Source organism: Sphingorhabdus profundilacus (assembly GCF_009769755.1).
GTDB classification, from domain to species: domain Bacteria; phylum Pseudomonadota; class Alphaproteobacteria; order Sphingomonadales; family Sphingomonadaceae; genus Sphingorhabdus_B; species Sphingorhabdus_B profundilacus.
In genome coordinates, this window is record NZ_SDWJ01000002.1 from 1,000,121 (window position 1) to 1,025,117 (window position 24,997).

At 56.0% G+C, this 24,997-nt stretch carries 30 protein-coding genes; 13 read left to right on the top strand and 17 right to left on the bottom strand.

Going from position 1 to position 24,997, the window contains the following annotated elements; genetic code table 11:
- Positions 1–49 precede the first annotated feature (49 nt).
- The gene (locus EUU23_RS12540; RefSeq protein WP_160354415.1) at positions 50–982 is read left to right on the top strand and encodes a right-handed parallel beta-helix repeat-containing protein; all 933 of its coding nucleotides are present in this window, start codon (positions 50–52) and stop codon (positions 980–982) included.
- A 349-nt stretch (positions 983–1,331) separates the two neighbouring features.
- On the opposite strand, the gene EUU23_RS12545 is transcribed toward EUU23_RS12540, so the two are convergent.
- The 8 genes from EUU23_RS12545 to EUU23_RS12580 form a co-directional block, all read right to left on the bottom strand.
- The gene (locus EUU23_RS12545; protein ID WP_160354416.1) at positions 1,332–1,604 is read right to left on the bottom strand and encodes a BrnA antitoxin family protein; all 273 of its coding nucleotides are present in this window, start codon (positions 1,602–1,604) and stop codon (positions 1,332–1,334) included.
- On the bottom strand, positions 1,601–1,846 hold the full coding sequence (locus tag EUU23_RS12550) for a BrnT family toxin (protein WP_160354417.1): 246 nt from the start codon (positions 1,844–1,846) through the stop codon (positions 1,601–1,603). The genes EUU23_RS12545 and EUU23_RS12550 overlap by 4 nt, the downstream gene beginning before the upstream one ends.
- A 39-nt stretch (positions 1,847–1,885) precedes the next feature.
- Positions 1,886–2,212, bottom strand: a complete 327-nt coding sequence (locus tag EUU23_RS12555) for a hypothetical protein (protein WP_160354418.1) — start codon at positions 2,210–2,212, stop codon at positions 1,886–1,888.
- Between the two features lie 96 nt (positions 2,213–2,308).
- Positions 2,309–3,955: an ATP-binding protein gene (locus tag EUU23_RS12560; protein ID WP_160354750.1), complete on the bottom strand. Its 1,647-nt coding sequence runs from the start codon at positions 3,953–3,955 to the stop codon at positions 2,309–2,311.
- 169 nt (positions 3,956–4,124) lie between these two features.
- Positions 4,125–4,889: a TIGR02186 family protein gene (locus EUU23_RS12565; RefSeq protein WP_160354419.1), complete on the bottom strand. Its 765-nt coding sequence runs from the start codon at positions 4,887–4,889 to the stop codon at positions 4,125–4,127.
- Complete coding sequence (locus EUU23_RS12570) at positions 4,886–5,800, bottom strand: sulfite exporter TauE/SafE family protein (protein ID WP_160354420.1); 915 nt, start codon at positions 5,798–5,800, stop codon at positions 4,886–4,888. The genes EUU23_RS12565 and EUU23_RS12570 overlap by 4 nt, the downstream gene beginning before the upstream one ends.
- A gap of 53 nt (positions 5,801–5,853) precedes the next feature.
- Positions 5,854–6,834, bottom strand: coding sequence for a hypothetical protein (locus EUU23_RS12575; protein WP_160354421.1), 981 nt, complete (start codon positions 6,832–6,834; stop codon positions 5,854–5,856).
- 34 nt (positions 6,835–6,868) lie between these two features.
- Positions 6,869–8,260 (bottom strand): glycosyl transferase family protein, encoded by a 1,392-nt coding sequence (locus EUU23_RS12580; RefSeq protein ID WP_160354422.1) that lies wholly within the window; start codon positions 8,258–8,260, stop codon positions 6,869–6,871.
- Here EUU23_RS12580 and EUU23_RS12585 point away from each other — a divergent pair.
- The 3 genes from EUU23_RS12585 to EUU23_RS12595 all read left to right on the top strand — a co-directional run bounded on the left by EUU23_RS12585 (position 8,259) and on the right by EUU23_RS12595 (position 11,006).
- Positions 8,259–8,414 carry a hypothetical protein gene (locus tag EUU23_RS12585; protein WP_160354423.1) on the top strand — a complete coding sequence of 52 codons (156 nt, stop codon included), beginning with the start codon at positions 8,259–8,261 and terminating at the stop codon, positions 8,412–8,414. The genes EUU23_RS12580 and EUU23_RS12585 overlap by 2 nt on opposite strands.
- A 61-nt stretch (positions 8,415–8,475) precedes the next feature.
- Positions 8,476–9,696, top strand: a complete 1,221-nt coding sequence (gene nhaA, locus EUU23_RS12590) for a Na+/H+ antiporter NhaA (RefSeq protein ID WP_160354424.1) — start codon at positions 8,476–8,478, stop codon at positions 9,694–9,696.
- Positions 9,693–11,006, top strand: a complete 1,314-nt coding sequence (locus tag EUU23_RS12595; RefSeq protein WP_218939605.1) for a hypothetical protein — start codon at positions 9,693–9,695, stop codon at positions 11,004–11,006. Before nhaA ends, EUU23_RS12595 begins: the two co-directional genes overlap by 4 nt.
- On the opposite strand, the gene EUU23_RS12600 is transcribed toward EUU23_RS12595, so the two are convergent.
- From EUU23_RS12600 to ykgO, 9 genes are all read right to left on the bottom strand, one after another.
- Positions 11,003–11,398, bottom strand: a complete 396-nt coding sequence (locus EUU23_RS12600) for a type II toxin-antitoxin system death-on-curing family toxin (RefSeq protein WP_160354425.1) — start codon at positions 11,396–11,398, stop codon at positions 11,003–11,005. The genes EUU23_RS12595 and EUU23_RS12600 overlap by 4 nt on opposite strands.
- A 6-nt stretch (positions 11,399–11,404) precedes the next feature.
- Positions 11,405–11,620, bottom strand: coding sequence for an AbrB/MazE/SpoVT family DNA-binding domain-containing protein (locus EUU23_RS12605; RefSeq protein ID WP_425505116.1), 216 nt, complete (start codon positions 11,618–11,620; stop codon positions 11,405–11,407).
- Between the two features lie 32 nt (positions 11,621–11,652).
- On the bottom strand, positions 11,653–12,450 hold the full coding sequence (locus EUU23_RS12610; RefSeq protein ID WP_160354427.1) for a transglutaminase-like domain-containing protein: 798 nt from the start codon (positions 12,448–12,450) through the stop codon (positions 11,653–11,655).
- 57 nt (positions 12,451–12,507) lie between these two features.
- Positions 12,508–13,410, bottom strand: coding sequence for an energy transducer TonB (locus EUU23_RS12615; RefSeq protein WP_160354428.1), 903 nt, complete (start codon positions 13,408–13,410; stop codon positions 12,508–12,510).
- Positions 13,411–13,557: 147 nt separating this feature from the next.
- The gene (locus EUU23_RS12620; RefSeq protein WP_160354429.1) at positions 13,558–14,487 is read right to left on the bottom strand and encodes an electron transfer flavoprotein subunit alpha/FixB family protein; all 930 of its coding nucleotides are present in this window, start codon (positions 14,485–14,487) and stop codon (positions 13,558–13,560) included.
- On the bottom strand, positions 14,484–15,230 hold the full coding sequence (locus tag EUU23_RS12625; RefSeq protein WP_160354430.1) for an electron transfer flavoprotein subunit beta/FixA family protein: 747 nt from the start codon (positions 15,228–15,230) through the stop codon (positions 14,484–14,486). Before EUU23_RS12625 ends, EUU23_RS12620 begins: the two co-directional genes overlap by 4 nt.
- A 128-nt stretch (positions 15,231–15,358) precedes the next feature.
- Positions 15,359–16,567 (bottom strand): ADP-forming succinate--CoA ligase subunit beta, encoded by a 1,209-nt coding sequence (gene sucC, locus EUU23_RS12630; protein WP_160354431.1) that lies wholly within the window; start codon positions 16,565–16,567, stop codon positions 15,359–15,361.
- A gap of 121 nt (positions 16,568–16,688) precedes the next feature.
- On the bottom strand, positions 16,689–17,300 hold the full coding sequence (locus EUU23_RS12635; RefSeq protein WP_160354432.1) for an HAD family hydrolase: 612 nt from the start codon (positions 17,298–17,300) through the stop codon (positions 16,689–16,691).
- Positions 17,301–17,405: 105 nt separating this feature from the next.
- Positions 17,406–17,531, bottom strand: a complete 126-nt coding sequence (gene ykgO, locus EUU23_RS12640; RefSeq protein ID WP_033920696.1) for a type B 50S ribosomal protein L36 — start codon at positions 17,529–17,531, stop codon at positions 17,406–17,408.
- A gap of 52 nt (positions 17,532–17,583) precedes the next feature.
- Here ykgO and EUU23_RS12645 point away from each other — a divergent pair, with 52 nt between their 5' ends.
- The 9 genes from EUU23_RS12645 to EUU23_RS12685 all read left to right on the top strand — a co-directional run bounded on the left by EUU23_RS12645 (position 17,584) and on the right by EUU23_RS12685 (position 24,952).
- Complete coding sequence (locus EUU23_RS12645) at positions 17,584–18,279, top strand: DUF4136 domain-containing protein (protein ID WP_246156451.1); 696 nt, start codon at positions 17,584–17,586, stop codon at positions 18,277–18,279.
- Between the two features lie 13 nt (positions 18,280–18,292).
- Complete coding sequence (locus EUU23_RS12650; RefSeq protein WP_160354433.1) at positions 18,293–19,429, top strand: M14 family metallopeptidase; 1,137 nt, start codon at positions 18,293–18,295, stop codon at positions 19,427–19,429.
- A 3-nt stretch (positions 19,430–19,432) separates the two neighbouring features.
- Positions 19,433–19,894 (top strand): GNAT family N-acetyltransferase, encoded by a 462-nt coding sequence (locus EUU23_RS12655; RefSeq protein WP_218939606.1) that lies wholly within the window; start codon positions 19,433–19,435, stop codon positions 19,892–19,894.
- Between the two features lie 68 nt (positions 19,895–19,962).
- Positions 19,963–20,646: a 2,3-diphosphoglycerate-dependent phosphoglycerate mutase gene (gpmA, locus tag EUU23_RS12660; RefSeq protein ID WP_160354434.1), complete on the top strand. Its 684-nt coding sequence runs from the start codon at positions 19,963–19,965 to the stop codon at positions 20,644–20,646.
- Between the two features lie 131 nt (positions 20,647–20,777).
- Positions 20,778–21,233, top strand: coding sequence for a 5-(carboxyamino)imidazole ribonucleotide mutase (gene purE / locus EUU23_RS12665; protein ID WP_160354754.1), 456 nt, complete (start codon positions 20,778–20,780; stop codon positions 21,231–21,233).
- Positions 21,230–22,300, top strand: a complete 1,071-nt coding sequence (locus EUU23_RS12670; protein ID WP_160354435.1) for a 5-(carboxyamino)imidazole ribonucleotide synthase — start codon at positions 21,230–21,232, stop codon at positions 22,298–22,300. Before purE ends, EUU23_RS12670 begins: the two co-directional genes overlap by 4 nt.
- 24 nt (positions 22,301–22,324) lie before the next feature.
- Entirely contained in the window at positions 22,325–22,816 is a 492-nt protein-coding gene (locus EUU23_RS12675) for a dihydrofolate reductase (protein ID WP_160354436.1), read from the top strand.
- Between the two features lie 19 nt (positions 22,817–22,835).
- Complete coding sequence (locus EUU23_RS12680) at positions 22,836–24,023, top strand: dipeptidase (protein WP_160354437.1); 1,188 nt, start codon at positions 22,836–22,838, stop codon at positions 24,021–24,023.
- A complete protein-coding gene (locus tag EUU23_RS12685; protein ID WP_160354438.1) occupies positions 24,020–24,952 on the top strand; it encodes a bifunctional riboflavin kinase/FAD synthetase in 933 nt (310 codons plus the stop codon). The genes EUU23_RS12680 and EUU23_RS12685 overlap by 4 nt, the downstream gene beginning before the upstream one ends.
- The last annotated feature ends 45 nt before the right edge of the window (positions 24,953–24,997 follow it).

Below are 24,997 nucleotides of genomic sequence, written 5' to 3' on the forward strand. Positions count from 1 at the left end.
AGTTAATCGGCTGGTTCAACAGCAGACTGTCGGTTATAGGGCGGAGGTAATGCAAAAAACCGCGCTCCTTTTGACAACACTGCTGTTTGCGACACCGGCGACTGCCGAGAATGCGGCGCCTTTCCAAAATGCCGACACCGGCCGGAATTATCGCAGCCTGCAACAGGCTGTAGATTCGATATCCGACGGGGAAGGCAGCATCATCATCGCGCCGGGAACGTATAGGCAATGCGCGATCCAGACCGCCGGCGTGGTCGCATTTCGCGCATCGGTACCCGGGCAAGTGATATTCGATGCGGTGACATGCGAGGGCAAAGCAGCACTCGTCCTGCGCGGTCAAGCCGCCAGCATCGACGGCATCATTTTCCAGAACATGCGCGTGCCCGATGCCAATGGGGCAGGCATCCGGCTGGAAAAAGGTAATCTGACGGTCACCCGTTCCATTTTCCGGAACAGCGAACAGGGCATATTGACCGCCGACGACCGGTCAGGGTCTATTCGCATAGACCGCTCCACCTTCACTGGCCTTGGCCGCTGTGACCGAGGGTTAAGCTGCGCGCACAGCATCTATATTGGCGGTTATGGGTCGCTGACCATCACCAACAGCCGTTTCGAACGCGGCAATGGCGGGCATTATGTCAAAAGCCGCGCAGCACGGATCGCTGTTACCGACAATGCCTTTGATGACACGCGGGGGCGGGAAACAAATTATATGATCGACCTGCCCAATGGCGCGGTTGGCAACATAGCGCGCAACATATTTGTGCAAGGGGCGAGCAAGGAAAATTACAGCGCCTTTATCACGGTGGCCCCCGAAGGCCGCCAGCAATCAAGCGTTGGCCTCTCGATCAGCGCCAATGAAGCGAGCATAGCCCCCGGCGTCGACCGTCAGACCGTGTTTTTGGCCGACTGGTCAGGCGACCGGATCGCGCTAGGCGGGAACCGGCTCGGGCGCGGGCTGAAGCCATTCGAGCGGCGGTAGTTCCGGCGCAAGTTGACACTAAATTGACACCTGAACGCCGCTGCTCTCCCTGCTTTTTCTTGGAACACTGTGCCGCTGCTCCGGCGTCATGCGGTTTGTTTCACGCGAAGAACGCGACGATTTTGAAGAGCGCAGCTCGTGTCATAATCTCTATCCTCGACAAATGGATAGATGAGTTCAAGGGGCTGCGCCGCACTCCATAATGGAACCTTTGCGAACTAACCGGGCATGCAGGCACGATCGAATTTCGAGCCATCTCGACACTGAGAAAGAGCCGCGCCAGTCCATGCGGACCGGCCAATCTACGCTCTCAAATCAAATCCTACATTGCAAGGGGAGGAGGCCGTCTTTAATGCGCCGCGATCCATTCCTTCAATGCCTTGTCGATGCGCGCTTGCCAGCCGGTTCCAGTGGTGCGGAAATGGTCGATAACATCGCGCGAAAGACGAATCGTTGTGCTCACCTTGGTGGGCGCTTTCTGTTCTCCCCGACCGCGTATTGTTGCCGCAAGGTCCGGAAAGGCTTGATCGAATGGAACGGCCTTTGCAAAATCGTCGGCGGTCCATTCGGGATTGTCGCTGACGGCGGCGAGGTCATCCGCTGAGTATTTCTTTTTGCTCATGCCAGTAAACTCCTTTCCCGGCGGTTGGCGGGGCGGACAGATACAATCGAGATGCCCTCTCTGCCCAGCACCACAAAAATGACTACGATCATACCGTCCATTTCGCCGATAGCGGCATAACGCCCGTCCTTGGCTGGACGCACAATCGCTGAAAGGAAGAAATCTTCGTCGATATCGGCAAAATCGATTCCATGCTTGTCGATATTCGCCAGCCGCTTTGGTTCGTCCCAGACGATGATCATATTATTTTGTAGTAACGATTAAATCGGATGTCAAGGCTGTCAATCAGCATTGTATTCCTGTAATTCCTGAGCTTCTGTAGCGACTTTATCTCTATTGATCACATATCTGATTACGCCGACAGTAAATGAAACGCTCAAGGCAGCTATTACAAAAAACGAAAAAATGAATGCGGCCAGTCCGTTACCTCCCCCTCCATAATCCGGTTGGCTAGCGAAATGTTGCCACGTCAAACCTGTCAGAATTGGTGATGAAATGAGAATCGAGAAAACAAACAGTCCCAGTATTCTCTTAGGTACGATAAGCGCTACTGTTACTGGTAGAATTATCACTGCTACTATAAAAATTCCAAGGTAAAGCAATTCCAATCTCCTTGCAAAAGCTCCCTTAGAGGCTAAACTTCAAACACGAAAACATCGTCCGGCTTCGATCTTCGGAGTGCATCAGCCGTAGTGACATGTAACTCACCGCCCCTGTGCCCGCCACCTTCTTACCACGCGCTCCAATATCTCGCTTTCGCCACCGGTTTCCTGCCAAAGTACGCTGAACAGCGGGTCTTCGGATGCCGGGCGCTTTTCTTCCTCGAGATTGTCGAGCGCCACGCGGATGGGAATGCTGACACCTTCACCGCAGATGATGCATTCGCGGTTACGCAGTGCCGGGATGGAATCGAGAAAGCCGCGGGCACCTTCGGGCATGGCGGCGCGGACAAAGGCCTGGTCGCGGTCATTGTTCAGGCGCATCGAGATGATCGTGCCGCATTGCGACAACACACCTTCGGCCAGATCGGACGGACGCTGCGTGATGAGGCCCAGCGACACGCCATATTTACGGCCTTCCTTGGCGATCCGTTCCAAGATCGAGCGCACGGCGCTGGATTTGGATACGCGGTCGGACGGAATGTATCTGTGGGCTTCTTCGCAAACCAGCAATATCGGGCGTTGCGGTTCGTTGCGCGACCAGATGGCATAGTCAAAGACAAGCCGCGACAAAACGGCAACCACGGTCGAGGTAATGTCGGATGGAACGCCCGACACATCGATAATCGAAATCGGCTTGCCGCCCGATGGCAGGCGGAAAATCTTGCCGACAAAATCGGCCATCGTGTCACCCACCAACATACCGGAGAACATGAAATTATAGCGCGGATCGGCCTTTAGCTCTTCAATCTTGCCCTTTAACCGCATGAACGGTGCGCTGTTGGTGGCCTTGTCCAATTTGCCCATTTCGGTCTGGATGATGTTGGTCAGGTCAGATAACAGATAAGGGATTGGTGCGTCGACGGTCAGCTTGCCGATGCTTTCGGCAATCCGGTTCTTGGACCGGGCCTGCAGCAGGCATCGCGCTAAAATATCGCTGTCGATTTGCTTGTCATCGCCGGTGGATGTTACGAAGACTTCGCAATGTTCGGCAAAATTCATCATCCAATAGGGCATCGCAAGGTTGTTCACATCGAACAAAGCGCCATTGGTCTTGAATGCCGCGGAATATTCGCCGTGCGGATCGATCATGACGATATGGCCTTCGGGCGCGATATCGCAAATCTTGTGCAGAATGAGCGCGGCGCTCGTCGACTTACCGGTACCGGTCGACCCTAATAGGGCAAAGTGCTTGCCCAGCATGGCATCGACATAGAGCGCGCCCCTGATGTCCTTGGTCGGGAAAACAGTGCCGATTTCGACATGGGCGCGGGCATCGGCGGCATAGACCTGCTTCATATCTGGGCTAGAAACCGCATAAACCTCGCTTCCTGGAACCGGATAGCGCGTCACACCGCGACGGAAATTGTAAATTTTTCCTGTCAGTTTTTCTTCATCGCCTTCGCCCAGAAAGTCCACGGCCGCCAATATGACACCCTGTTCGCGTTCATGCAGCTTTTGCGTGCGGATACTCGCGAGCAGCCATGTGCTTCCGACACGGATCTTGATCTGGCTACCGACCTGACCAGCCATCGCTATGCTTGGGTCGTGATGGCCCATCAAGTCGCTTAAAACGCCTGCATCCAAAGTGACCTGTGAGCTTGAACCCGCGATTTCCATAACGAAACCAATATGGTGCAATATGGGACCATTGGCTGACTCCGGCGCGGCGGTGCGTGCGGCCGGGGCCATTGCGACGGGTCCGGCACTGGCAACCGACATGCCACCACCGTCCAGTGGTTGCGCCGAAGAAAATGGGTGAGTGCCGCTAATATCCATTGCCGATTTGCCCTTTATGATGGGCCCGACCCTAATGTCAGAAAGTAAAGATATATTTACTATCGGAAGCGGTGATTTGGCGTCATATCCGCTGGAAGATAAAGCCGGCAAACCAGCCAAGCAGCAGCGAGATAAGAACCGCCATGGTGCCGTAAAATAGCGAATAATCCTTGGCCAAAATTGTCACCAATTGTTCAAACCCGGTTTTTCGCACGCGCACTTCGACCTTGTCATCGGCAACAATGACGCGGCCATCACGGATCAGCAAGGTTTCTGCGACATAGGTGCCAACGGGGACACTGGATGGAATTTTCAGGCGGGCCCGGTACAATACTTGATCGGTAATTTCGACCGAGCCTGCCTCTTGCCGGAACAGGCCGTTTCGTTGTTTCAGATCGACAAGGCCATTGCTGAAGCGCCGCTGTTCCTTGGCATCAACTTCGCCGCTGGGGGAAAGTTGCAATTTATCGAGACCAAGTTCGTAAATCGCAGCAGTCTTGCTGTCGACGATGCTGCTTAAGGGACGCGACGAAGCGATTGCATAATAAGCAGGGACTGACCTGAAATCACTGCTGTCAGCATTTATCCAGATACCGGCAATTTGCCGTTTTTCCCGCAAAGTGATCGGTCGCGCAGGGCCACGGAGCACGACCGCAACGTCGACCTGTCCTTCAGGCGCGACGCCGCGCGGATAAATAATGGCTCCAAAAAGCAACAATTCTGCTCCGGTGAAACCGGATTGGATGTTGATCTGTCGTTGCGATACATCAGGGACCAGTTTGGGCACCGCCTGCCCGGCGGCGGCAATCGGTAACATCGCCAAAATCAGAGCCAGCAACCATCTCATAAGGCCTGTACCGTATAGATTTCGTCAGGCCGCCATCCCAGACCCAGCGCCATACGGATGGCAACCAGCAGAACAATCGCGGCAAGCAACAGCCTTAGATATTCCGGCCGCATCCTTTGCGCCAGCCGCGCGCCAATTTGCGCGCCGGTTACGCTTCCAATGAGAAGAAAGACTGCGAGCACAATGTCGACGGCCTTGGTCGTAAGGCTATGCATCATAGTCGACGCCATCGTTACAAAAAGTATCTGAAATAGCGACGTGCCGACAACGACCTGCGCCCCCATTCCAAGGAGGTAAAGCATGGCGGGAACCATGATAAAGCCGCCGCCGACGCCCAGCAACATCGTCATGATGCCGGTGATAAAACCCAGGATCAGGGGTGCGAGGGGCGAAATATATAATCCCGACCGGTAAAAGCGCCATCGCATAGGAAGGCTGGCAACCAGAGGATGATGCCGTCGTTTGGCCGCAGGCAGTGGCCTGCCCGCCCGCACTGCCAGAACGCTCAACAGGCTTTCTTTCGCCATTAACCCGCCAATACTTCCCAGCATCAGGACGTATAATATGTTGATGACGGTATCTATCTGACCCAAGGCTTCCAGAATCTCGAAAATCGCGGCGCCGGCGGCGGTGCCCATCATGCCGCCGACGACCAGTACCGCACCCATCTGAAAGTCGACGCCCCCGCGCTTCATATGTGCAAAAACGCCTGAAACGCTGGCTCCTGTAACCTGTGTGGACGCAGACGCCGCGGCGACAGTTGGCGGAATGCCGTAAAAAATGAGCAGGGGCGTCGTCAGAAATCCTCCACCGACACCAAACATGCCCGACAACATGCCGACCGCACCACCCAACAGGATGATAACAAGGGCATTGACTGACAAATTGGCGATGGGAAGATAGATATCCATAAGCTGATATTTAGGACCCTAACCCGTTTTCGGGACGGGATAAAGACCGCGCCTTAGAAACTGGTGGACAAGGTGACGGCAGGGCCGCTTGCGGGTGCTGCATCACCAGCGATCCTGATCCGCCAATCGGCACTGATACGAAATTGTGCGTCGGCAATTTTGAAGTCACTTTTGATGGTCGGACCTGCATCGATACGGAACAAACCGGTTTGCCCGCCACCCCAAATCCCGATGCCGGGTACGAAAGGGGTGGCACCCAATTTTCGATCTACACGCGCGCTTAGGTCAAAAAAGGGGCCGCCCTGTTTTCCTGATAAAAGCCCTGCCTGAAAATAGCTTTCAAAATTGGATTGCCGAGGCAGTCCAAAGGATTTCCCACCCGCCAGATAGGCTGCAAAAGCGTCGGTTTGGTGGTTCCTAAAGCGGCGTTCAAAGATCAGTGAAACTGGAATCTTGCGGGCGGGCTTCCAACGCAGCCCAGCCGCCAGTTCCCGTTCATCGGGTGTATCATGTGCAATGGCGCCCCTTATTTGCAGTGCAGTTGTTGGTTCAGACTCGCCTGAGCGCGGTCGATGCATCGACAAAGCTGCAACAAATCCGCTCTGGCTGCCGCCATATTGACCGATGGTCGAAACCCCGTTTTTTGGCGATCGCGTCCGGAAGAAGCTGTAGCCATAAAGGGTAAATGGCGAAGGCGGGGTTTTCGATGGCGGCGGCAGGAAAAATTCACGAAAATGGTCTGCCGGGCCGGGCGGAAACTCGGCAATCGACATATCCACAAATTCTCTGTCAAGTCGGCCTTCGCTTTGCACCAATTGGAATTCGTCTTTCGTTAGAATCGGTGCGCTTGACGGTAAAAATGGTCGATCATTTCGAGCCACATTCGTGCTGTGATGTGTCTCGGTCGGCGGCATCAGGCGATGCTGCTTTTGTATCATTCTTGGCCCATGCATGTGCGGGCGGGGTCCGCTCTGGTCCACTGGCGCGATCTGGGCGACCATCGTGATCCTGGCAGCAAGCCAGGTTGCGGACAAAACAGCCAAAAAACCAAATTGTCGTCCGCGCATTTCAGTCGAGGCCGGCGCGTGCGACCGGTACAATACTATGGTCCGTCTTGTCCCATTGCAAAGGCGCGCCGAAACAGTGACGCAAATAGGTTTTGAATGCCCGCCGTGCCGACAGAATAGCGATGAGATTTGCAATCACAACGCGCGGTATCGATAGCAAAGCTTCGGCTGGCCCGTAGATTGAGGCCACAAAAGCCGCTCGGACCCCCAAACGCCAAAACAGAAACATCGCATTTACGAGCAATATATTGGCCAGCATCGGAGGCATTGGCGCGACGGGCAACATATTTGCCGTCGTGAAGCAGAGTTCGACCAGCAAAGATGCAAGGCCCATATAGGCTGTAAGCATTACAAAAGCTGCGAAAATGGATCTGCGGTCGTGCAGGAGCATCCATTTTTGCGCGATGCCGCGTTGCCAGCCCAATCGGTCCCAACCTGCAAAAGCAATGCCGGTTAACCAGCGTCCTTTTTGGCGTATCGCTGCGGGCAGAGTTTCGGGAAAGCAAGATCGAGTTCCCACAAGCCGACCGTTACGACCGGTCCATCGCGCCATGGTCGTGCGCCCGCCTGCTGCACCAATCCGCAAGCCCAATTCATAGTCTTCGGTCAGGCTGCTCTCGTCGAACGGTTTATTACCGGCCTGGGCAGCAATCCGGCCGAGCACGGATCTTTCGATGGCACAGCCGACACCTGCCAAGGGCAGGGCCGCACCTAAAACCTCTCGCACAATCATGGTCTTCCCATGCGATTCAGCAAATTCGTCACAATAATGCCCGCTGACCCATACGGACCCCGGGGTTCTGACAGGTATCACTGGCAGTTGGACCGCAGCAAATGCGCCGATCAGCTGGTCGAAGATGGCAAGCTCTTCGGGATGGACTGCATCTTCGGCATCATGCAGGACAATCGCTTTAACTTTAAACTCCTCAGCGGTCTCTTCCTCGATCATAGCCTTCCACAGTTCGTTCAGGCAGTCTGCTTTTGTGGTAGGTCCATCATGGTGCAGCAATACCGGACGAATATTCGGGGCGTGTTTCGCCACCTGCATTATTGTCGAAAGCGATGCTGGATCATTGGGATAGCAACCAACATATATGCGGTAACGACAAGGGCTGTCCTTCCAACTGTTCAAACAGTTTTCCAGCATGGTCCCGATCACCGCGCTTTCGGCCCATGCCGGTACAAAAACGGCCATGCGTCCGCTGTGATCGTGGACGGGCAATTCTTGTCGCGCGAGAGCACTTGGCGGCCTGAACCGCCGATATACGCAAGTGCCAGCCCATATCAGGTCGATGCAAACATCATCAATTGCGCCCACAAGAAACCAGAACGCGCCGAACAACATCAACTCGTTTCGGGCGGCTTCGAAAATTGCGATTGCCTGTGGGGTCATGATGCCATTATCTTCTAATGTAGCGATCGGGCAGCGCGCCGCTGCGTGGACACAAGCGACTTTTTCCAAAATAAATGAATATTTTTCATTTGCTAAGCAGCTAACTATGCCCCTAAACATTGTCAAGCTATGTAAAAAGACAAAAGCAGGTTAATTGCGCGAATGCGTGTAGCTCGACTTGCAATGGTTGGGGGCGGGCGGCATAGACAAGCCAGATGGCAAGACCTGAGCAACAGAGGGCCGTAAGTTCGGCATTGCGTAGCTTTCTCGCCAGTGAGGCGGCTGGCGGGATGATTTTGATGGCGGCGTCTGCGCTCGCCATGTTTATTGCCAATTCCGTACTCGCCGATCAGTATTTTCACATCATCCATGCCGTGACCGGCCCGGAGCTGACACCCAAACTCGGCCCGATGACCGTCCATCTGTGGATCAATGACGGACTGATGGCGATTTTCTTCCTGCTGGTCGGTCTGGAAATCAAACGTGAATTTGTCGACGGGCATCTGGCAACCTGGGCGGATCGACGACTTCCCATTATCTCTGCCGCAGCCGGTATGATTGTCCCAGCGGCAATCTATCTCGGCTTTGCGGGAAGCGACCCGCAGCTCGTGCGCGGTTGGGCAATCCCGGCGGCGACCGATATCGCCTTCGCCATTGGCGTGCTTGCCCTTTTGGGCAGCCGGGCACCTGCGTCGCTCAAACTGTTTTTGACGACTGTAGCGATTGTCGATGACATGGGCGCAGTGGCGATCATAGCCCTTTTTTATACTGCCGAGCTGAACATGACGGCGCTTATGGCCGCCCTCATTTTGTGGCTGGCCATGCTGGCGTTCAACCGGTTCAAGGTCAATGCGCTATGGCCTTATCTGATCCTCGCGGCTTTGCTGTGGTACGCAACCTTGCTGTCCGGTGTGCACGCCACCATTGCGGGCGTTCTGGCCGCCTTCGCCATACCGTTCCGCCGCACATTGGCCGCACCCGATGCAGAGGATTCCGCCTTGCACCGGCTGGAACATGCGCTGGCGAAACCCGTGGCTTTTGCGATTGTGCCTATATTCGGCTTCGCCAATGCCGGTGTCTCGCTCAATGATGTAACCCTTGCTTCGCTTATGGCGCCCTTGCCTTTGGGCATCGCCCTTGGCCTATTCGTCGGCAAGCAATTGGGCATATTTGGCAGCGTGTGGGTGGCAGTAAAGCTTGGGATTGCCATACGCCCCAAGGATGCAAACTGGAAGCAGGTCTATGGTGTCGCCTTGCTGTGCGGCATCGGTTTCACGATGAGCCTCTTTATCGGCGGCCTCGCTTTTACTGATCCCGCCCAAGGAGATGCGGTTAAAATCGGGGTGCTAATGGGCTCGCTGTTGTCGGCCATCTGCGGCTACGCCCTGTTGCGCTTCGCAGCGCCCAAATTCAGCAAATCCGGAGAATCCGAATGAACTATCGCCACCTTTTCCTGCCGCTGATGCTGGTCATTCCGGCATGTGCCTCCACAAGCACCCAGCCGATAGCGTCACGCGTAGCGACCAGCACTGCCATTGGCGAAATCGCGGATGCCTATATCAAATTGACGCTGGAAGCCGGCACGCATGAGGCGGAATATGTCGATGCCTATTATGGCCCGGCCGCCCTTCAGGATGCGGCGAAGGCTAACCCGCGGCGTCTCGATGTCTTGCTGGCCGACGCGCGTGCGTTGACCGTGAAGATCGATCAGGCTTTGCCGTCCATCAAGAGCGACGCCGAACGTCGCCGGGCTGTTGCGCTGCGTGGAATGCTGGTCGCGGCTGAAACGCGCCTCCAGATGCTGCAAGGAAAGAAGTTCCGGTTCAATGATGAAGCCAAGGGACAATTTGCGACCATTCCCGATCTCAAGCCTCTTGCGTATTATGACGCGCTTTTGGCCAATCTGGAAAAGCTGATCCCGGGGGAAGGAACTCTGGCGTCGCGTGTCGATGTATTCAATGACCGCTACATCATCCCGAAGGACAAGCTACAGCCCGTGTTCAACGCAGCGATTGCCGAATGCAAGCGCCGTACCGCGCAGCGTATCGCGTTGCCCACGGGCGAAACTTTCACAATGGAGTTTGTGACTGGCAAGACATGGTCGGGCTATAATTATTACAAGGGCAATTATAAGAGCCTGATCCAGATCAACACCGACCTGCCCATCCGGATCAGCCGTGCCGTCGACCTTGGCTGCCATGAAGGATATCCCGGCCATCATGTGCTCAATTTGCTGGTGGAAGAACGTCTGGCCCGTGCCAAGGGCTGGCACGAATATGAGGTAAATCCGCTTTACAGCCCGACCAGCGTTTTGTCCGAAGGCAGCGCCAATTACGGGATCGATCTGGCTTTTCCGGGGCCGGAACGTTTGGCGTTTGAACGCGATGTCCTGTATCCGCTCGCCGGTCTTGACCCCATAACGGCCGAAGCCTTTTGGAAGATGCAACAAATGACCGAAGCCCTGTCCGGCGCGCGGCTAACCATCGCCAAAATGTATCTGGATGGAGAGATTGATCGCACCCAAGCCTTGGGCTTCACCCAGAAATATCTGCTGCTCTCGCCCGCCCGGGCCGAACAGTCCGTGGGCTTCACCGACCATTATCGCAGCTATGTTATCAACTATGGCTGGGGTAAGGATCTGGTGCGTAACTATGTCGAGCGGGGAAATCCGGATTCTGCCACACGCTGGCGGCGGATGGAAAAGATCTTGAGCGAACCGACGCAACCTGTGGACTTGCTGCCTTAGGCAAGGTGAAGGCGAAACCCGTCGGTGAGTTCGTCTTCGGATAACTCACCAGCGGCGAGGGCAATGACCGTCCGTATTGCTTCTGTAGTCTCGAATTTAAGTTTATAGCCATTTAGTGCTAAAAACAGACGGGCCAAAACCCATGCGGTTCTTTTGTTTCCGTCCGCAAATGGATGATTGCGAGCGACGTCGAATGCATAAGCCGAAGCCAGCGCTGCCGGATCGTCAACCCCATAAACCCATTGGTTCACTGGTCGGGAAAGTGCCGAATCCAACAGATTTAGGTCCCGAACGCCACTTATTCCGCCATGTTCTGCTATTTGCCTATCGTGGATCGCCAACGCATCACGTGCGTCCAGCCATAACGGCTCGGCCCTTTGTTTGTCCGTCATGCTATTTTACTGCGCGAGTATTCGCAATATATCCCGGTCTTCGCGCATGATATTTTCAGCTAACGTCATCTTCGCCTCAAAGCCAGGGTCGCTCGGCGTTAAATAATATCCATTTGCAGTTTCAGTAAGAAACAGGCTGTCGCCCAAAGACACGCGCAGCTTGGCCAATATTTCCTTTGGCAGTATCATGCCGGCGCTATTTCCCAATTTTATAATTTTCATCGGTTTGTTCATACCGAAGTTATAACAAAAAGTCAGTCGACTGACAACCCGACTTCTTCGACCAACACTGACTGCGAAATCAGGTTGGCGGTTCCGAAGATGGTCATGAAGCTGATATCGGTGGCATCACGTCCGACAGCAATGCGGACCAGATGCTCTTCCGGCGCGAGGCGCGTCGGGTCAATCAGATGCCAGCGCCCCTCCAGATAGACTTCGACGACGGCGTGAAAATCGGGCGGATCTATGCCTAGACCATAGCAGGAAACCATACGCGCAGGCACATCTGCCGCGCGGGCAAAGGCGATGAGCAGATGGGCAAAATCGCGGCAGACACCGCGATGCGAAATGAACGTGTCGGTCGCGGTCGAACCCGAACCGGAAAAGCCCGGTGCATATTCGATGTTCGTATAAATCCAGTCCGCCATCTGCAGGATCCGGTCGCCTTTGCTTTTGCCGTCGAAACGCGTGGTGACGAAATTTTCGTGCCGGTCCGAAGGGCAATAGCGGCTGGGCATCAGATATTGGATATAGGCTGGCGGCAGTTCGGCATGCGGAACCGTATCCAGTCCTTCAATGGCCGTCGGCGCGCGATCAATGGCGACTGTAGCCGTGTAGACAATGTCGATCCGCCCTTCGGCATGCAGCCATGTCCGCCGCCCCAACCCGTCCATACCTTCGATTGTGGTCAGCGGCGAACAATCGCCTTTGACCTTCAGCAGATCAGTCAACAACCGCTGATCTGCCATGGGGATGGCTTCCACGGCGAGAAGAACGTCAGCGGGTTTGGGCAGATGGTAGTTGAGTGTGGCGGTGATATCGAGGGTGGTCATATGCCGCCCTTCGGGTATTTAATGCTGGTATGCAAGCTCCCCAGGGCTGCAACAACTTTACGGAATTTGGAAATGCACGGTGTTCCGATAAAAGGAGGCCAGAGGTTTGCCCTCACTATCAAGCGCCGGATAAAATCGTGCCCTTCGCATCACTGAATTGCAGACGGCATCATCAAATTCCTTGGGTCGCGTTGTCGCCTGAATATGGCATTGGGTCGCGATACCGTCGGCACCTACGCTTAAACGGAATTCGATGATGGCGGGTTGACCTGCAACCAGCATATTTGAAGGATAGTCCGAGGACTTAATCCATTCGCCTGGCGAGTTGGTCGGAATTGCCGGGCGGGTAAGTTTTTTGTGATTTTCGACATCAATACCCCAATGCCCCATGAGATCATCGACACACGCATCGAGCGCAGCAAGCGGTGCTTTCATTGATCCCGTTTCCAATATCACCGATTGGCGTAGAGGCTTTCCAATCTGCAGATATCTTAAGGCTTTTTGACGCTCTTCGCTTATCGGAAGGAGGTCTATCCAGATGTCATTTTTGTCAAGTTTTGCGATCGCGGCTTTTTCTTCGTCCGAGGGCGGTGCGATTCGGATTCGTCCGACAAAATGAAGTGCTGGTAAATCGCCACTGGTCCCGTTGTTGAATGCGACAGTCTGCTCGCTCTCTGAAGGACCGAATGTGACTTCGGCGACGTCCTTCAACAGCGACGTCTTCATCGGTTTGCCTGCGGTGGTTAGCCGGAAGCCTTCACCCGGGCCATAGCGGTCTAGAAAAATGTAAACCGCCGTTTCGACTTCACCAAATCGACGAGCAAGTCGACAACGATCATCGGCATAATCAATTTGCCATGCAGAAGTCGCTTTTAGAGGCAACGGCTCTTTTGCCGAATGAACCATTGATGGCGATAACATCAACGACATGGCCAGTAACGACTGAAATTTCTTTGTCATGGCAGATAGTTAGCAAACCCAAAACTACTCGGCAATACCATCATTGGAATCCGCTTTGTCCATATCGAACTGATTTATCGGTAATTGGGCGACAAAAAAGGGCGGCCATCACTGACCGCCCTTTTTAACTTATCATTTCACAAAAACCTACAGTTTGCCCACCAACTCCGGCACGGCGGTAAACAGGTCGGCAACCAGTCCGATGTCGGCGACCTGGAAGATGGGGGCATCTTCGTCCTTGTTGATCGCGATAATGATCTTGGAGTCCTTCATACCCGCCAGATGCTGGATCGCGCCGGAGATACCGACCGCGATATAGACTTCGGGGGCGACGATCTTGCCGGTTTGACCGACCTGATAGTCGTTGGGAACATAGCCTGCATCGACCGCGGCGCGGCTGGCGCCGACGCCTGCGCCGAGCTTGTCGGCCAGCGGCAGGATGACTTCGCTGAATGTAGCCGAGTCCTTGAGCGCGCGGCCGCCCGACACGATGATCTTGGCAGATGTCAGTTCAGGACGTTCCTGCTTGGCAATTTCGCTGCCGATAAAGCTAGAAATTCCGGCATCGCCTTTGCCCGTTACGGGTTCGATTGTGGCCGAACCGCCGGTAGTCTCCGCCTTGGCAAAGGCTGTACCGCGCACGGTAATGACCTTCCTGGCATCGGACGACTGCACGGTGGCAATCGCGTTACCGGCATAAATCGGACGGGTAAAGGTATCGGCGCTTTCGACCGAGAGGATGTCGCTGATCTGCATCACGTCTAGCAGGGCCGCCACGCGCGGGGCGATGTTCTTGCCATGTGAAGTTGCGGGAAAGACGAAGGCGTCATGATGATCGGCCAAGCTGGCAATCAGCGGCGCGACATTTTCCGCAAGCTGGTTGGCATAAGCCGCGTCGTCGGCGACATGGACTTTGGTGACGCCTGCAATCTTCGCAGCTTCTTGCGCCACTGCGCCGCATCCGGAACCTGCAACCAGCGCATGGACTTCGCCTAGCTTGCCCGCTGCAGTTACAGCAGCCAGCGTTGCGTCCTTTACCGACGCATTGTCATGCTCTACAAAAACGAGGACGCTCATGCTGCTACTCCCATTTCCTTGAGTTTCGCGACCAGCGCGTCGACATCGGCGACCTTGATACCGGCGCTACGCACAGGCGGTTCGGTCACTTTCAATGTCTTCAGGCGCGGGGTGACGTCGACGCCATAATCGGCAGGGGTCTTCTGCGCGAGCGGCTTGGACTTTGCCTTCATGATATTCGGCAGCGACGCATAACGTGGCTCGTTCAGGCGCAGGTCGGTGGTGACAATAGCTGGAGTCTTCAGGCTGACGGTTTCCAGTCCGCCGTCGACTTCGCGGGTTACGCTGACCGTATCGCCGCTGACTTCGACCTTGCTTGCAAAGGTGCCCTGCGGGCGTCCTGTCAACGCAGCCAGCATCTGGCCGGTCTGGTTGCTGTCGTCGTCAATCGCCTGCTTGCCCAAGATAACAAGGCCGGGCTGCTCTTCGTCCATGATCTTGGCGAGGATCTTCGCAACGCCCAAAGGCTCGACATCTTCAGCAACCACCAGAATTGCACGGTCTGCACCCATAGCGAGTGCGGTACGCAGCGTTTCCTGCGCCTTGTCCGGACCTATCGAAACGGCAACAACCTCGGTCGCTACACCCTTTTCACGCAGGCGCAGTGCTTCTTCGACCGCGATTTCGTCAAACGGGTTCATGCTCATTTTCACGTTCGCCAAGTCGACGCCGCTGCCATCGGGCTTTACCCGCGGCTTCACATTATAATCGATGACCCGCTTTACGGGGACGATGATTTTCATAGCTCATCCTTCCTTACCGACTCACATGACGAGTGAATGCCCGTCAAATCTGTTGCGCCTATGATTGACGTTTACGTGAACGTCAAGTGGTCTATTTTTTCTTCATTCAATGCGCGTACTGGCCCTGATCAAGCTGCCTTGCGAACTTCTGCCACGATCTTCTCGGCCGCGTCGCCCAGATCATTGGCCGAAACGATGGGAAGGCCGCTATTGGCAAGTATGTCTTTGCCTTGCTGCACATTGGTGCCTTCGAGGCGGACGACCAGCGGAACCGAGAGGTTCACTTCTTTTGCCGCCGCGACGATGCCGTCGGCAATGATGTCGCATTTCATGATGCCGCCGAAGATATTGACGAGGATGCCCTTTACAGCAGGATCCTTCAAAATGATCTTGAACGCCGCGGTCACTTTTTCCTTGGAAGCGCCGCCACCAACGTCGAGGAAGTTGGCGGGGAATTCGCCGTTCAGCTTGATGATGTCCATCGTCGCCATGGCAAGGCCAGCGCCATTGACCATGCAGCCGATGTTTCCGTCGAGCTTGATATAGGCGAGGTCATATTCGGAAGCTTCGACCTCGGCGGGGTCTTCTTCGGTCAGATCGCGCAGTTCGGCCAAATCCTTGTGGCGAAACATCGCGTTGCCGTCGAACGCTACCTTCGCGTCGAGGACCAGCAGTTCGTCGCCATTGGTGCCTTTGCACACCGCCAGTGGATTGATTTCGATCTGCTCGGCATCGGTGCCGATAAATGCGGCATACAGCCCGGCAAGAACTGTCTGCGCCTGCTTTGCGAGATCGCCAGCAAGGCCCAATGCGGCGGCAACCGAACGGCCATGATGTGGCATGATGCCGGTTGCAGGGTCGATCGTGATGGTGTGGATCTTTTCTGGTGTGTCATGCGCGACATCCTCGATGTTCATCCCGCCTTCGGTCGAAGCGACCACCGCGATGCGGCTGGTGGCACGGTCGACGAGCAGCGCCAGATAGAATTCCTGTTTAATGTCCGCGCCATCGGTGATGTACAGACGGTTGACCTGTTTGCCTGCTTCGCCGGTCTGGATGGTCACCAGAGTATTGCCGAGCATGTCCTTGGCATGGGCCTCCACCTCATCCAGGTTGAACGCCAGACGGACACCGCCCTTGGCATCCGGACCCAGTTCCTTGAACTTGCCTTTGCCGCGTCCGCCCGCATGAATCTGCGATTTGACGACATAGAGGGGCCCCGGAAGTTGCTTGGCGGCGGCGACGGCTTCTTCGACCGACATGGCGGCAATGCCCTTGGGCACCGCGACACCGAATTTCGCCAACAGTTCCTTGGCCTGATATTCATGGATATTCATGGGAGAAAAGCGTCCTTCCAGATGGCAGAGTCGAAGGCTCTAAAGCACAGACAAGCGGTGAATGGAAGGGGTTTGAAGTCAAGATTTGCCGGGTTCACAATCGTCCCGGCTCACCACCTATTTATAGCAACAGGCGGTAGGCCGACAGTTCGGCACGGAGCGATTTGGCGTCCTGAAAATGATAAGCGACAAATCCGTTGGCCCGCGCGCTGACGACATTGGCATGATTGTCATCGATGAACATCGCTTCACCGTGCTGCAGACCAAAGCGTTCCAGCGCGAGCAAATAAATTGCCGGATCAGGTTTCGCGAGTTTTTCGACCCCCGAAACGACGATATCGCCGAACAGGTCAAATATAGGCTGTGTGGGCCGGAACATGTCCCAGAATTCGGCACCGAAATTGGTGATTGCGAACAGTGGCACACCCTGCGCGGCCAGGTCATGCACGATGTCCAGCGACCCGGGGACTGGTCCGGGAATCGTCTCGTTGAACCGCGTGCGATAGGCTTCGATCAATGGGCCATAGTGCGGATATTGCGCCGTCAGTTCGACCGTCATGTCTGCCAAAGGACGGCCGGCATCATGCTGGAAATGCCATTCGGGCGTCACGACATGCGTCAGAAACCAGTCGAGTTCCTCCGAATCGGGGATGAGTTTTGCGAACAAATGCCGCAAATCCCATTCGAACAGGACCCGGCCAACATCAAAAACCACCGTTGAAATCTGCGTCATTTTCGCCATTCCCTAGATTTCGGACACAAAAAAGCCGCCCACGAATCGGATTCGGAGCGGCGTTTTGCTGGAACCATCTGCCTGCGCGGGGCAGGCAGGACCAGTTCAGCCCTGACGCGCCTTGAAGCGACGGTTGGTCTTGTTGATCACATAGACGCGGCCACGACGGCGAATCACGCGGTTATCGCGGTGGCGGCCCTTGAGTGACTTCAAAGAATTGACGATCTTCATCGGAATTAACCCGTTTTTCTGTGCATAAAGCTTTAAATGAAGGCGCGCTCCTATGGGCGACACCGGTCAAAGTCAAGCGTCATTGGGCTATTTTTGCGGATTCATTCGCTATACATCGCTTGCCATCAAGGATGTCCGGCGTAAGGAGTGCATCATGAAGGTACGAAATCGCATTTTACCGCTGCTGTCGCTGTCGTTGCTGTCTGCCTGCGTTGTGCCGACAGGCCCTGTCGAGGTCACGCGCTTCAACCGTGCATCCGAAGGCGTCGTTTATGGCACTGGATCCGTTTCGGTGTTTTTGGCGGGTGAAACCGATGCGGGCCAAAGCCTTGCGGCGTCCCCCTATCTGGCGGCGGTCGCGCGGGAATTGCAGCGCGTCGGTTATTCCGAAAAAAATGCCGATTCCGATATCGTGGCTGAAATCCGCTACGGGGTCGTCACGCTCGAACGCGAACGCCGCTCGCCTGTGTCCGTCGGTGTGGGCGGTTCGACCGGCAGCTTCGGTTCGGGATTGGGCGTCGGCGTCGGCATCAATCTGGGCGGGGGAGCCTCCGCACAGGTCGAAACGACACTTGCGGTGCGGCTCCTGCGGCGCAGCGACAAGCTCGTCATCTGGGAAGGCAAGGCAAGCCAGATCGCGAAAGCCGGTTCGCCTGCAGCCCAGCCGGGCATCGCCGCCGCAAAATTGGCCGAAGCGATGTTTAAGGGCTTCCCCGGTGTGTCCGGTGAGACTATCCGCGTTCCATAATCAAGGAACATCTATGCCCATTACCGACATCAACGCCGCGTTCGACAGCGGCAATATCATCGTTCATTCTATTCAGGAAAACGCCGCCAATCTTTCGATCCGCAAGGACCGGGAATCGGAATTTGCCCAATGGTTCCACTTCCGCGTCGCCTGCACCGCAGGTGAAGAGCTGACGTTGCGGATCACCGGACTGGAAGGTAGTGCCTATCCCGGCGGATGGCCCGACTATCGCGCCTGCGTCTCCGAAGACCGCGACTATTGGGGCCGCGCGGACAGCAGTTATGACAAGGGCGAAGATGGCGGCACGCTGACCATTCGCTACACACCGGCGAGCGCGATTGTCTGGTTCGCCTATTTCGCGCCGTACAGCATGGAACGCCACCATGATCTCATTTCCGAAACCGCGGGATGCGACGGGGTAAGCTATCGCTGCCTTGGCCATAGTCTGGAAGGGCAGCCGATTGACTGCCTTATCATGGGCACAGGATATACCCAAGTCTGGCTTTACGCCCGCCAGCATCCGGGGGAAAGCCAGGCGGAATGGTGGATGGAAGGTGCGCTGGATATGCTGACCGACTTAAGCAACCCGCACACACGGGCGTTGCTAGAAAAATGCACGCTCCACATCGTACCCAATGCCAACCCCGACGGCAGTTGCCGGGGTCATTTGCGGACCAATTATGCAGGCGTGAACCTCAACCGCGAATGGGCGACGCCTAGCCTTGAAAAAAGCCCAGAGGTTTTGGGCATCCGCAATACTATGGATGAAAGTGGCGTGCACTGGGCGATGGATGTCCATGGCGACGAGGCGATTCCTGCCGCCTTTATGGCTGGTTTTGAGGGCATTCCGTCCTGGACCGAAGACCAGGGTGACCGGTATAAAGACTATATCCGCAGACTTGCCGAACGGACCCCCGATTTTCAAACCAAGCTCGGCTATTCTATTGCAGGGCCCGGGAAGGCCAATCTTACCATGTCCACCAATCAGCTCGCGGAACGTTTCGGCAAAAGTCATGGCTGTGTATCGATGACGCTGGAGATGCCTTATAAAGATACCGTCCACGGCAATGATCCTGAACAGGGCTGGTCGCCGGAACGGTGCAAGCTTTTGGCGCGGGAATGTCTGGCAACCCTGGCGGAAATGGTGTGACCAATGGCAATGCGGATCATAAAAGACGACCTGACCGGCCCCGAAATTCGCAGCCTTCTTGAAACCCATTTCGCCGGAATGCTGGCAAATTCGCCTGAAGGCAGTTGTCATTTCCTCGATTTCGACGGGCTTAACGCCCCTGATGTGACCTTTTGGTCCATCTGGGATGAAGATGCGTTGATGGGTTGCGGCGCGCTAAAGGAACTGACGCCGGTGCATGGCGAAATCAAATCGATGCGGACGCATTCCGATCATTTACGCAAGGGGGCCGGTGCTGCGATGTTGACGCACATCATCTCGAAAGCGCGGGAACGTGGGTATCAACGGCTGAGTCTGGAAACAGGTTCGGCCGAGGCATTTGCACCCGCCATCGCCATGTATCAGGCGCATGGCTTTGCATTTTGCCCACCTTTCGGAGACTATGTTGAAGATCCGCACAGCCATTTTATGACCTTAACGCTGTGATCGGCATGATTGTGCGTTGCATCCCCCGACGCTAGACGCAGAACCGAATCAAGATTTAAGGATTATCTATGCCCAAACTCATCCTCATTCGTCACGGCCAGTCGCAATGGAATCTGGAAAATCGTTTTACCGGCTGGTGGGATGTCGACATAACCGAAAAGGGTGCAGCGGAAGCTTGGGCTGCTGGCGAGTTGATGAAGGAAAAGGGCATTGCGCCGGATGTTTCCTTCACGAGCGTACAGTCACGCGCGATCAAAACGCTCAATCTGGCGCTGGAAGCCATGGGTCGGCTCTGGGTTCCGGTAACCAAGAACTGGCAATTGAATGAGCGGCATTATGGCGGCCTGACGGGCCTCGACAAGGCAGAGACTGCCGCCAAGCATGGTGAGGATCAGGTGCATATCTGGCGTCGCAGTTTCGATATTCCGCCGCCTCCACTAGAGGCAGGGTCGCCTTATGATCTATCTTCGGACCCACGCTATGCCGGGATCGCGATTCCCGATACGGAAAGCCTGAAAGACACGATTGCCCGCGTTCTGCCCTATTGGGAAAGCGCCATTGTGCCGGAATTACTGGCCAATAAGACGGTGCTGATTTCAGCGCATGGCAATAGCTTGCGGGCATTGGTCAAGCATCTTTCGGGCATATCGGATGCGGATATCACAGATCTTGAAATTCCAACCGGCAAGCCAATTGTGTATGACCTGGACAGTGCGCTTCATGGGGAACGCTATTATCTGTCAGACTCGTAAGTCGGGCATATAACCAAAATATGCCGGTTCCTTTCGCAATTGCGGTCAGTCCGCTCCCACGCTAAGGGCAGTTGCTTCTTATAGTCGGGGGACGACAGGTGAATGAAGCGGAACCTCTAGTCGGTATCATCATGGGTAGCCGTTCGGACTGGGAAACGATGCGTGAAGCATCGGCCACATTGGACGCCCTTTCCATACAGCATGAATGTAAGGTGGTGTCGGCGCACCGCACACCCGAACGGCTTTATGACTATGCAAAAGCGGCGGCGGGGCGTGGGTTGAAATGTATTATTGCCGGTGCCGGAGGGGCCGCGCATTTGCCGGGCATGGCCGCATCGATGACGCGGCTTCCGGTGCTCGGTGTTCCGGTGCAATCCAAGGCGCTGGACGGGATGGACAGCCTGCTTTCCATTGTACAAATGCCTGCTGGAATACCCGTCGGCACCTTGGCAATCGGCAAGGCGGGCGCGATAAATGCAGCTTTGCTGGCCGCCGCCATGCTGGCAAATCATGACCCGAAACTTGCGGCCCGGCTGGACGCATGGCGGGCCGCACAAACTGCGTCGGTGCCCGAGACGCCCGAATGACGGCACTGCCTCCCGGTTCAACCATTGGCATTTTGGGCGGCGGACAGCTTGGCCGTATGCTCGCTATGGCTGCGGCGCAATTGGGCTATCGCTGCCATATCTTTGCGCCGCCGGGGGACAATGTCGCCTGCGAAGTTGCGGCGATCGCGACGATTGCGGAATATGACGACCTGGCCGCGCTGAGGACTTTTGCCAAAGCCTGTGATGTCGTTACGTTCGAATTTGAAAATGTTCCAGTAGCACCATTGCAATCGATCATGCGCGATGTTCCCATCCACCCGCCGATCAAGGCGCTTGAGGTGGCGCAGGACCGCGTCGAAGAAAAAGAATTTGTTCGTAAATTGGGCGGACAGACCGCCGTTTTCGCCGTCGCGCGATCCGAAATCGAGGTCGAAGATGCTGTCGCCACTGTGGGCACGCCAGCCATATTGAAGACGATCCGCATGGGCTATGATGGCAAGGGCCAGTTGCGGATATCGGCGCAAAGCGAACTGGCCAGCGCATGGCGGCGCACCGGTGGCCAGCCGTTAATTGCCGAAGCTATGGTCCATTTTGACGCAGAGTTTTCGGTGATATTGGTGCGTGGGGCTGATGGAGATATTCGATATTGGGATAGTCCGAGAAACGCGCATGAAGACGGCATATTGGCGACTTCAACCCTTCCGGCGGGGCCATTGATCGAGAGCCAGCAGGGCGCGGCCCGCAAAATGGCGGCGGCGGTTGCCGATGCGTTGGAATATGTCGGCGTGTTTACGGCAGAATTCTTTGCCAGTGGCGAAGGTCCGCTATTCAACGAAATCGCTCCGCGCGTGCACAATAGCGGCCACTGGACGATTGAAGGGGCCGAAACAAGCCAGTTCGAAAACCATATTCGCGCCATTTGCGGTTTACCCTTGGGCAGTACGGCGACAATTGCCGAGCGGGTTGAAATGCAGAACCTGATCGGCAGGGATGGCGAACGCTGGTTGCAGCTTTTGGGCGACCCTGCGGCGAATGTGCACCTCTATGGCAAGGCCGAAGCAAGAGCCGGACGCAAAATTGGTCACGTCACCCGCTTGTATAGATAGTTAAATGTCGGCAAAGCGGGGGATATGAATCACCCCGAAATCATCCTTGTCCTCGCCCGCGCCGCCAATGGAGTCATCGGGAGCGATGGCGGGATGCCCTGGCATATCCCGGCCGACCTGCGTCATTTCAAACAGACGACCAAGGGCCGCCCGATGATTATGGGGCGCAAGACTTTCGACAGTCTGCCCGGGCTTTTGGAAGGTCGTCGCCACATTGTACTCACCCGTGACAAAGCGTGGGAAGAAGAAGGGGCCGAAGTCGCGCATTCGGTTGAAGAAGCGCTAAAGCGCGCCAACGGGCCGCATGTTTGCATCATCGGCGGGGCGCAAATCTATGCCTTGTTTCTGCCGCTGGCCCACCGGATCGAACTGACCGAAATTGCGATGGCGCCAGACGGCGATACGGTGATGCCCGCCTTTGCGGAAATGGATTGGCAAGAGGTTGCCCGCGAACGGCATCCGGCCCAAGGCAATATCCCAGCGCATGATTTTGTAACATTGGTACGCCGGGTCTGAACTTTTCGGGGGGAATGAAATGCGTAAAAGGTTTTGGATTCCGCCGGTTCTAATTGCCGCCGCTGCCATCGGCTTTTTCGGCTTTGCGCCGGGTTTTGTAGAAAAATCGATGAACCAGATCGACGGAAAGCCGCTGATCAAGGTGAGCGACGAGGCCAAGACGCTCCACAAGACACTCACCATCGTTGATTTGCACAGCGATACGTTGATGTGGAACCGCGATCTGAATGACCGCGCATCGCGCGGGCATATGGACGTACCGCGCCTGCAGGATGGCAATGTTGCGCTGCAGTTGTTTTCGTCGGTCAGCAAGACGCCCAAGAACCAGAATTATGACGGCAATGGCGCCGACAGCGATAATATCACCCTGCTGACCATCGCGCAGTTGCAACCGATGAAAACATGGAGTTCGCTTGTCGAGCGTTCGCTATACCACGCGCATAAACGGGATGCGGCGGTTGCCGGTTCGAATGGCCTAGTCATGGCGGTGAACACATCGGCGCAGCTTGATGGTCTGCTGGCGGCACGCGCCAAAGGCCCCCGGCCCGTCGGCGCGATGTTGACGATCGAGGGACTGCAAAATCTGGAGGGCAAGGCCGCCAATCTCGACCGCCTTTATGCTGCCGGTTTCCGCATGGCGGGGCTGACCCATTTTTTCGACAATGAACTGGCCGGATCGATGCATGGCCTGAAAAAAGGCGGACTGACGCCCTTTGGCCGTGACATCGTGCGACGTATGGAAGCCAAGGGCATGATCGTCGACATCGCGCATCTGAGCCACACCGGCGTGGCCGAAGTGCTGGCGATGGCCAGGCGCCCCGTGGTGTCGAGCCATGGCGGCGTGCAGGCGACGTGCAAGGTCAACCGCAATCTGACCGACGATGAAATCCGCGGCGTTGCCAAAACCGGCGGCGTCATCGGCATCGGCTATTGGGATGCCGCCATTTGCGACACATCCCCGCGCGCCGCCGCCAAGGCCATCAAGCATGTGCGCGATCTGGTTGGCATCGCCCATGTCGCCCTAGGGTCGGACTATGACGGGGCGACCACCGTGCGCTTTGACACGTCTCAGCTGGTGCAGGTCACACAGGCCCTGCTGGATGAAGGTTTCACGCCTGAAGAAATCCGGGCGGTAATGGGTGAAAATGCACTGCGCGTCATCAAGGCCGGACTGAAGCCCTTGGCAGAGTCACCCACCACACCATGACCATAAAGCGCCTGTCCGCCCATGATGTCATGCCCGATGCCTTGCGCGGTGCCATAGTGGCGCTGGGCAATTTTGACGGCTTCCATCTGGGCCATCAGGCTGTGGCGGGGGAGGCAATCGCACAGGCCAAGGCCGCAGGAAAGCCCGCCATTATCGCGACATTCGATCCGCACCCCGTGCGGTTCTTTGCCCCCGAAGCGCCATGGTTCCGGTTGACGACCCTTGACCAGCGGCAACGGCTTTTTGAAGTGGCTGGCGCGGACGCGATGCTGGTCTTTGATTTTGACGCGGGCCTCGCCGCGACCACCGCAGAGGATTTCATTGTCGAACTGCTCGTGAAGCGGCTCGGGTTGACGGGCGTGGTGACGGGTGAGGATTTCACCTTTGGCAAAGGGCGTGGCGGCAACATAAAGGTACTGCGCGAACTGGGTGCGGACCACGGCTTGCACGCGACGGCGATGGGACCTGTGATGGACGAGGAAGGCATCATTTCCTCCAGCCGCATTCGCGATGCCCTGCGGGCTGGCGACTGCGCCACGGCGACCCGCCTGCTGACCCGACCCTTTGCCGTCGAAGGCGTGGTACAGCATGGCGATAAAAATGGCCGCCTGCTCGGTTTTCCGACCGCCAATATCGACATGGCGCATTATCTGCGCCCGCGTTACGGCATCTACGCGGTCAAGGGCCGCTTGCCCGACGGCCGCGTGCTGCACGGTGCCGCCAATCTCGGCGTCCGTCCCAGCTTCGATCCGCCCAAGGAATTGCTGGAACCGCATTTCTTCGATTTTGCGGAAGACTTGTACGGGCAAACCATCGAAGTCGAGTTTCACGCCTTTATCCGGCCCGAAGCAAAGTTCGACAGCATGGACGCGCTGATGGCGCAGATGCAGGCGGATTGTGATCAGGCACGCGCAATATTGGGCAGTTGATAATCTTTGTGTTCTTTGTGCCTTCGTGTGAGATAATTTTTGCTC

Bases quoted from the DNA above. Each gene is read 5' to 3' on its own strand.
- EUU23_RS12540 (WP_160354415.1), top strand. From the start codon at position 50: ATGCAAAAAACCGCGCTCCTTTTGACAACACTGCTGTTTGCGACACCG.
- EUU23_RS12545 (WP_160354416.1), bottom strand. From the start codon at position 1,604: ATGAGCAAAAAGAAATACTCAGCGGATGACCTCGCCGCCGTCAGCGAC.
- EUU23_RS12550 (WP_160354417.1), bottom strand. From the start codon at position 1,846: ATGATCATCGTCTGGGACGAACCAAAGCGGCTGGCGAATATCGACAAG.
- EUU23_RS12560 (WP_160354750.1), bottom strand. From the start codon at position 3,955: ATGGCCCCGGCCGCACGCACCGCCGCGCCGGAGTCAGCCAATGGTCCC.
- EUU23_RS12565 (WP_160354419.1), bottom strand. From the start codon at position 4,889: ATGAGATGGTTGCTGGCTCTGATTTTGGCGATGTTACCGATTGCCGCC.
- EUU23_RS12570 (WP_160354420.1), bottom strand. From the start codon at position 5,800: ATGGATATCTATCTTCCCATCGCCAATTTGTCAGTCAATGCCCTTGTT.
- EUU23_RS12585 (WP_160354423.1), top strand. From the start codon at position 8,259: ATGATGCCATTATCTTCTAATGTAGCGATCGGGCAGCGCGCCGCTGCG.
- EUU23_RS12580 (WP_160354422.1), bottom strand. From the start codon at position 8,260: ATGACCCCACAGGCAATCGCAATTTTCGAAGCCGCCCGAAACGAGTTG.
- nhaA (WP_160354424.1), top strand. From the start codon at position 8,476: ATGGCAAGACCTGAGCAACAGAGGGCCGTAAGTTCGGCATTGCGTAGC.
- EUU23_RS12595 (WP_218939605.1), top strand. From the start codon at position 9,693: ATGAACTATCGCCACCTTTTCCTGCCGCTGATGCTGGTCATTCCGGCA.
- EUU23_RS12600 (WP_160354425.1), bottom strand. From the start codon at position 11,398: ATGACGGACAAACAAAGGGCCGAGCCGTTATGGCTGGACGCACGTGAT.
- EUU23_RS12605 (WP_425505116.1), bottom strand. From the start codon at position 11,620: ATGAAAATTATAAAATTGGGAAATAGCGCCGGCATGATACTGCCAAAG.
- EUU23_RS12610 (WP_160354427.1), bottom strand. From the start codon at position 12,450: ATGACCACCCTCGATATCACCGCCACACTCAACTACCATCTGCCCAAA.
- EUU23_RS12615 (WP_160354428.1), bottom strand. From the start codon at position 13,410: ATGACAAAGAAATTTCAGTCGTTACTGGCCATGTCGTTGATGTTATCG.
- EUU23_RS12620 (WP_160354429.1), bottom strand. From the start codon at position 14,487: ATGAGCGTCCTCGTTTTTGTAGAGCATGACAATGCGTCGGTAAAGGAC.
- EUU23_RS12625 (WP_160354430.1), bottom strand. From the start codon at position 15,230: ATGAAAATCATCGTCCCCGTAAAGCGGGTCATCGATTATAATGTGAAG.
- sucC (WP_160354431.1), bottom strand. From the start codon at position 16,567: ATGAATATCCATGAATATCAGGCCAAGGAACTGTTGGCGAAATTCGGT.
- EUU23_RS12635 (WP_160354432.1), bottom strand. From the start codon at position 17,300: ATGACGCAGATTTCAACGGTGGTTTTTGATGTTGGCCGGGTCCTGTTC.
- ykgO (WP_033920696.1), bottom strand. From the start codon at position 17,531: ATGAAGATCGTCAATTCTTTGAAGTCACTCAAGGGCCGCCACCGCGAT.
- EUU23_RS12645 (WP_246156451.1), top strand. From the start codon at position 17,584: ATGGGCGACACCGGTCAAAGTCAAGCGTCATTGGGCTATTTTTGCGGA.
- EUU23_RS12650 (WP_160354433.1), top strand. From the start codon at position 18,293: ATGCCCATTACCGACATCAACGCCGCGTTCGACAGCGGCAATATCATC.
- EUU23_RS12655 (WP_218939606.1), top strand. From the start codon at position 19,433: ATGGCAATGCGGATCATAAAAGACGACCTGACCGGCCCCGAAATTCGC.
- gpmA (WP_160354434.1), top strand. From the start codon at position 19,963: ATGCCCAAACTCATCCTCATTCGTCACGGCCAGTCGCAATGGAATCTG.
- purE (WP_160354754.1), top strand. From the start codon at position 20,778: ATGGGTAGCCGTTCGGACTGGGAAACGATGCGTGAAGCATCGGCCACA.
- EUU23_RS12670 (WP_160354435.1), top strand. From the start codon at position 21,230: ATGACGGCACTGCCTCCCGGTTCAACCATTGGCATTTTGGGCGGCGGA.
- EUU23_RS12675 (WP_160354436.1), top strand. From the start codon at position 22,325: ATGAATCACCCCGAAATCATCCTTGTCCTCGCCCGCGCCGCCAATGGA.
- EUU23_RS12680 (WP_160354437.1), top strand. From the start codon at position 22,836: ATGCGTAAAAGGTTTTGGATTCCGCCGGTTCTAATTGCCGCCGCTGCC.
- EUU23_RS12685 (WP_160354438.1), top strand. From the start codon at position 24,020: ATGACCATAAAGCGCCTGTCCGCCCATGATGTCATGCCCGATGCCTTG.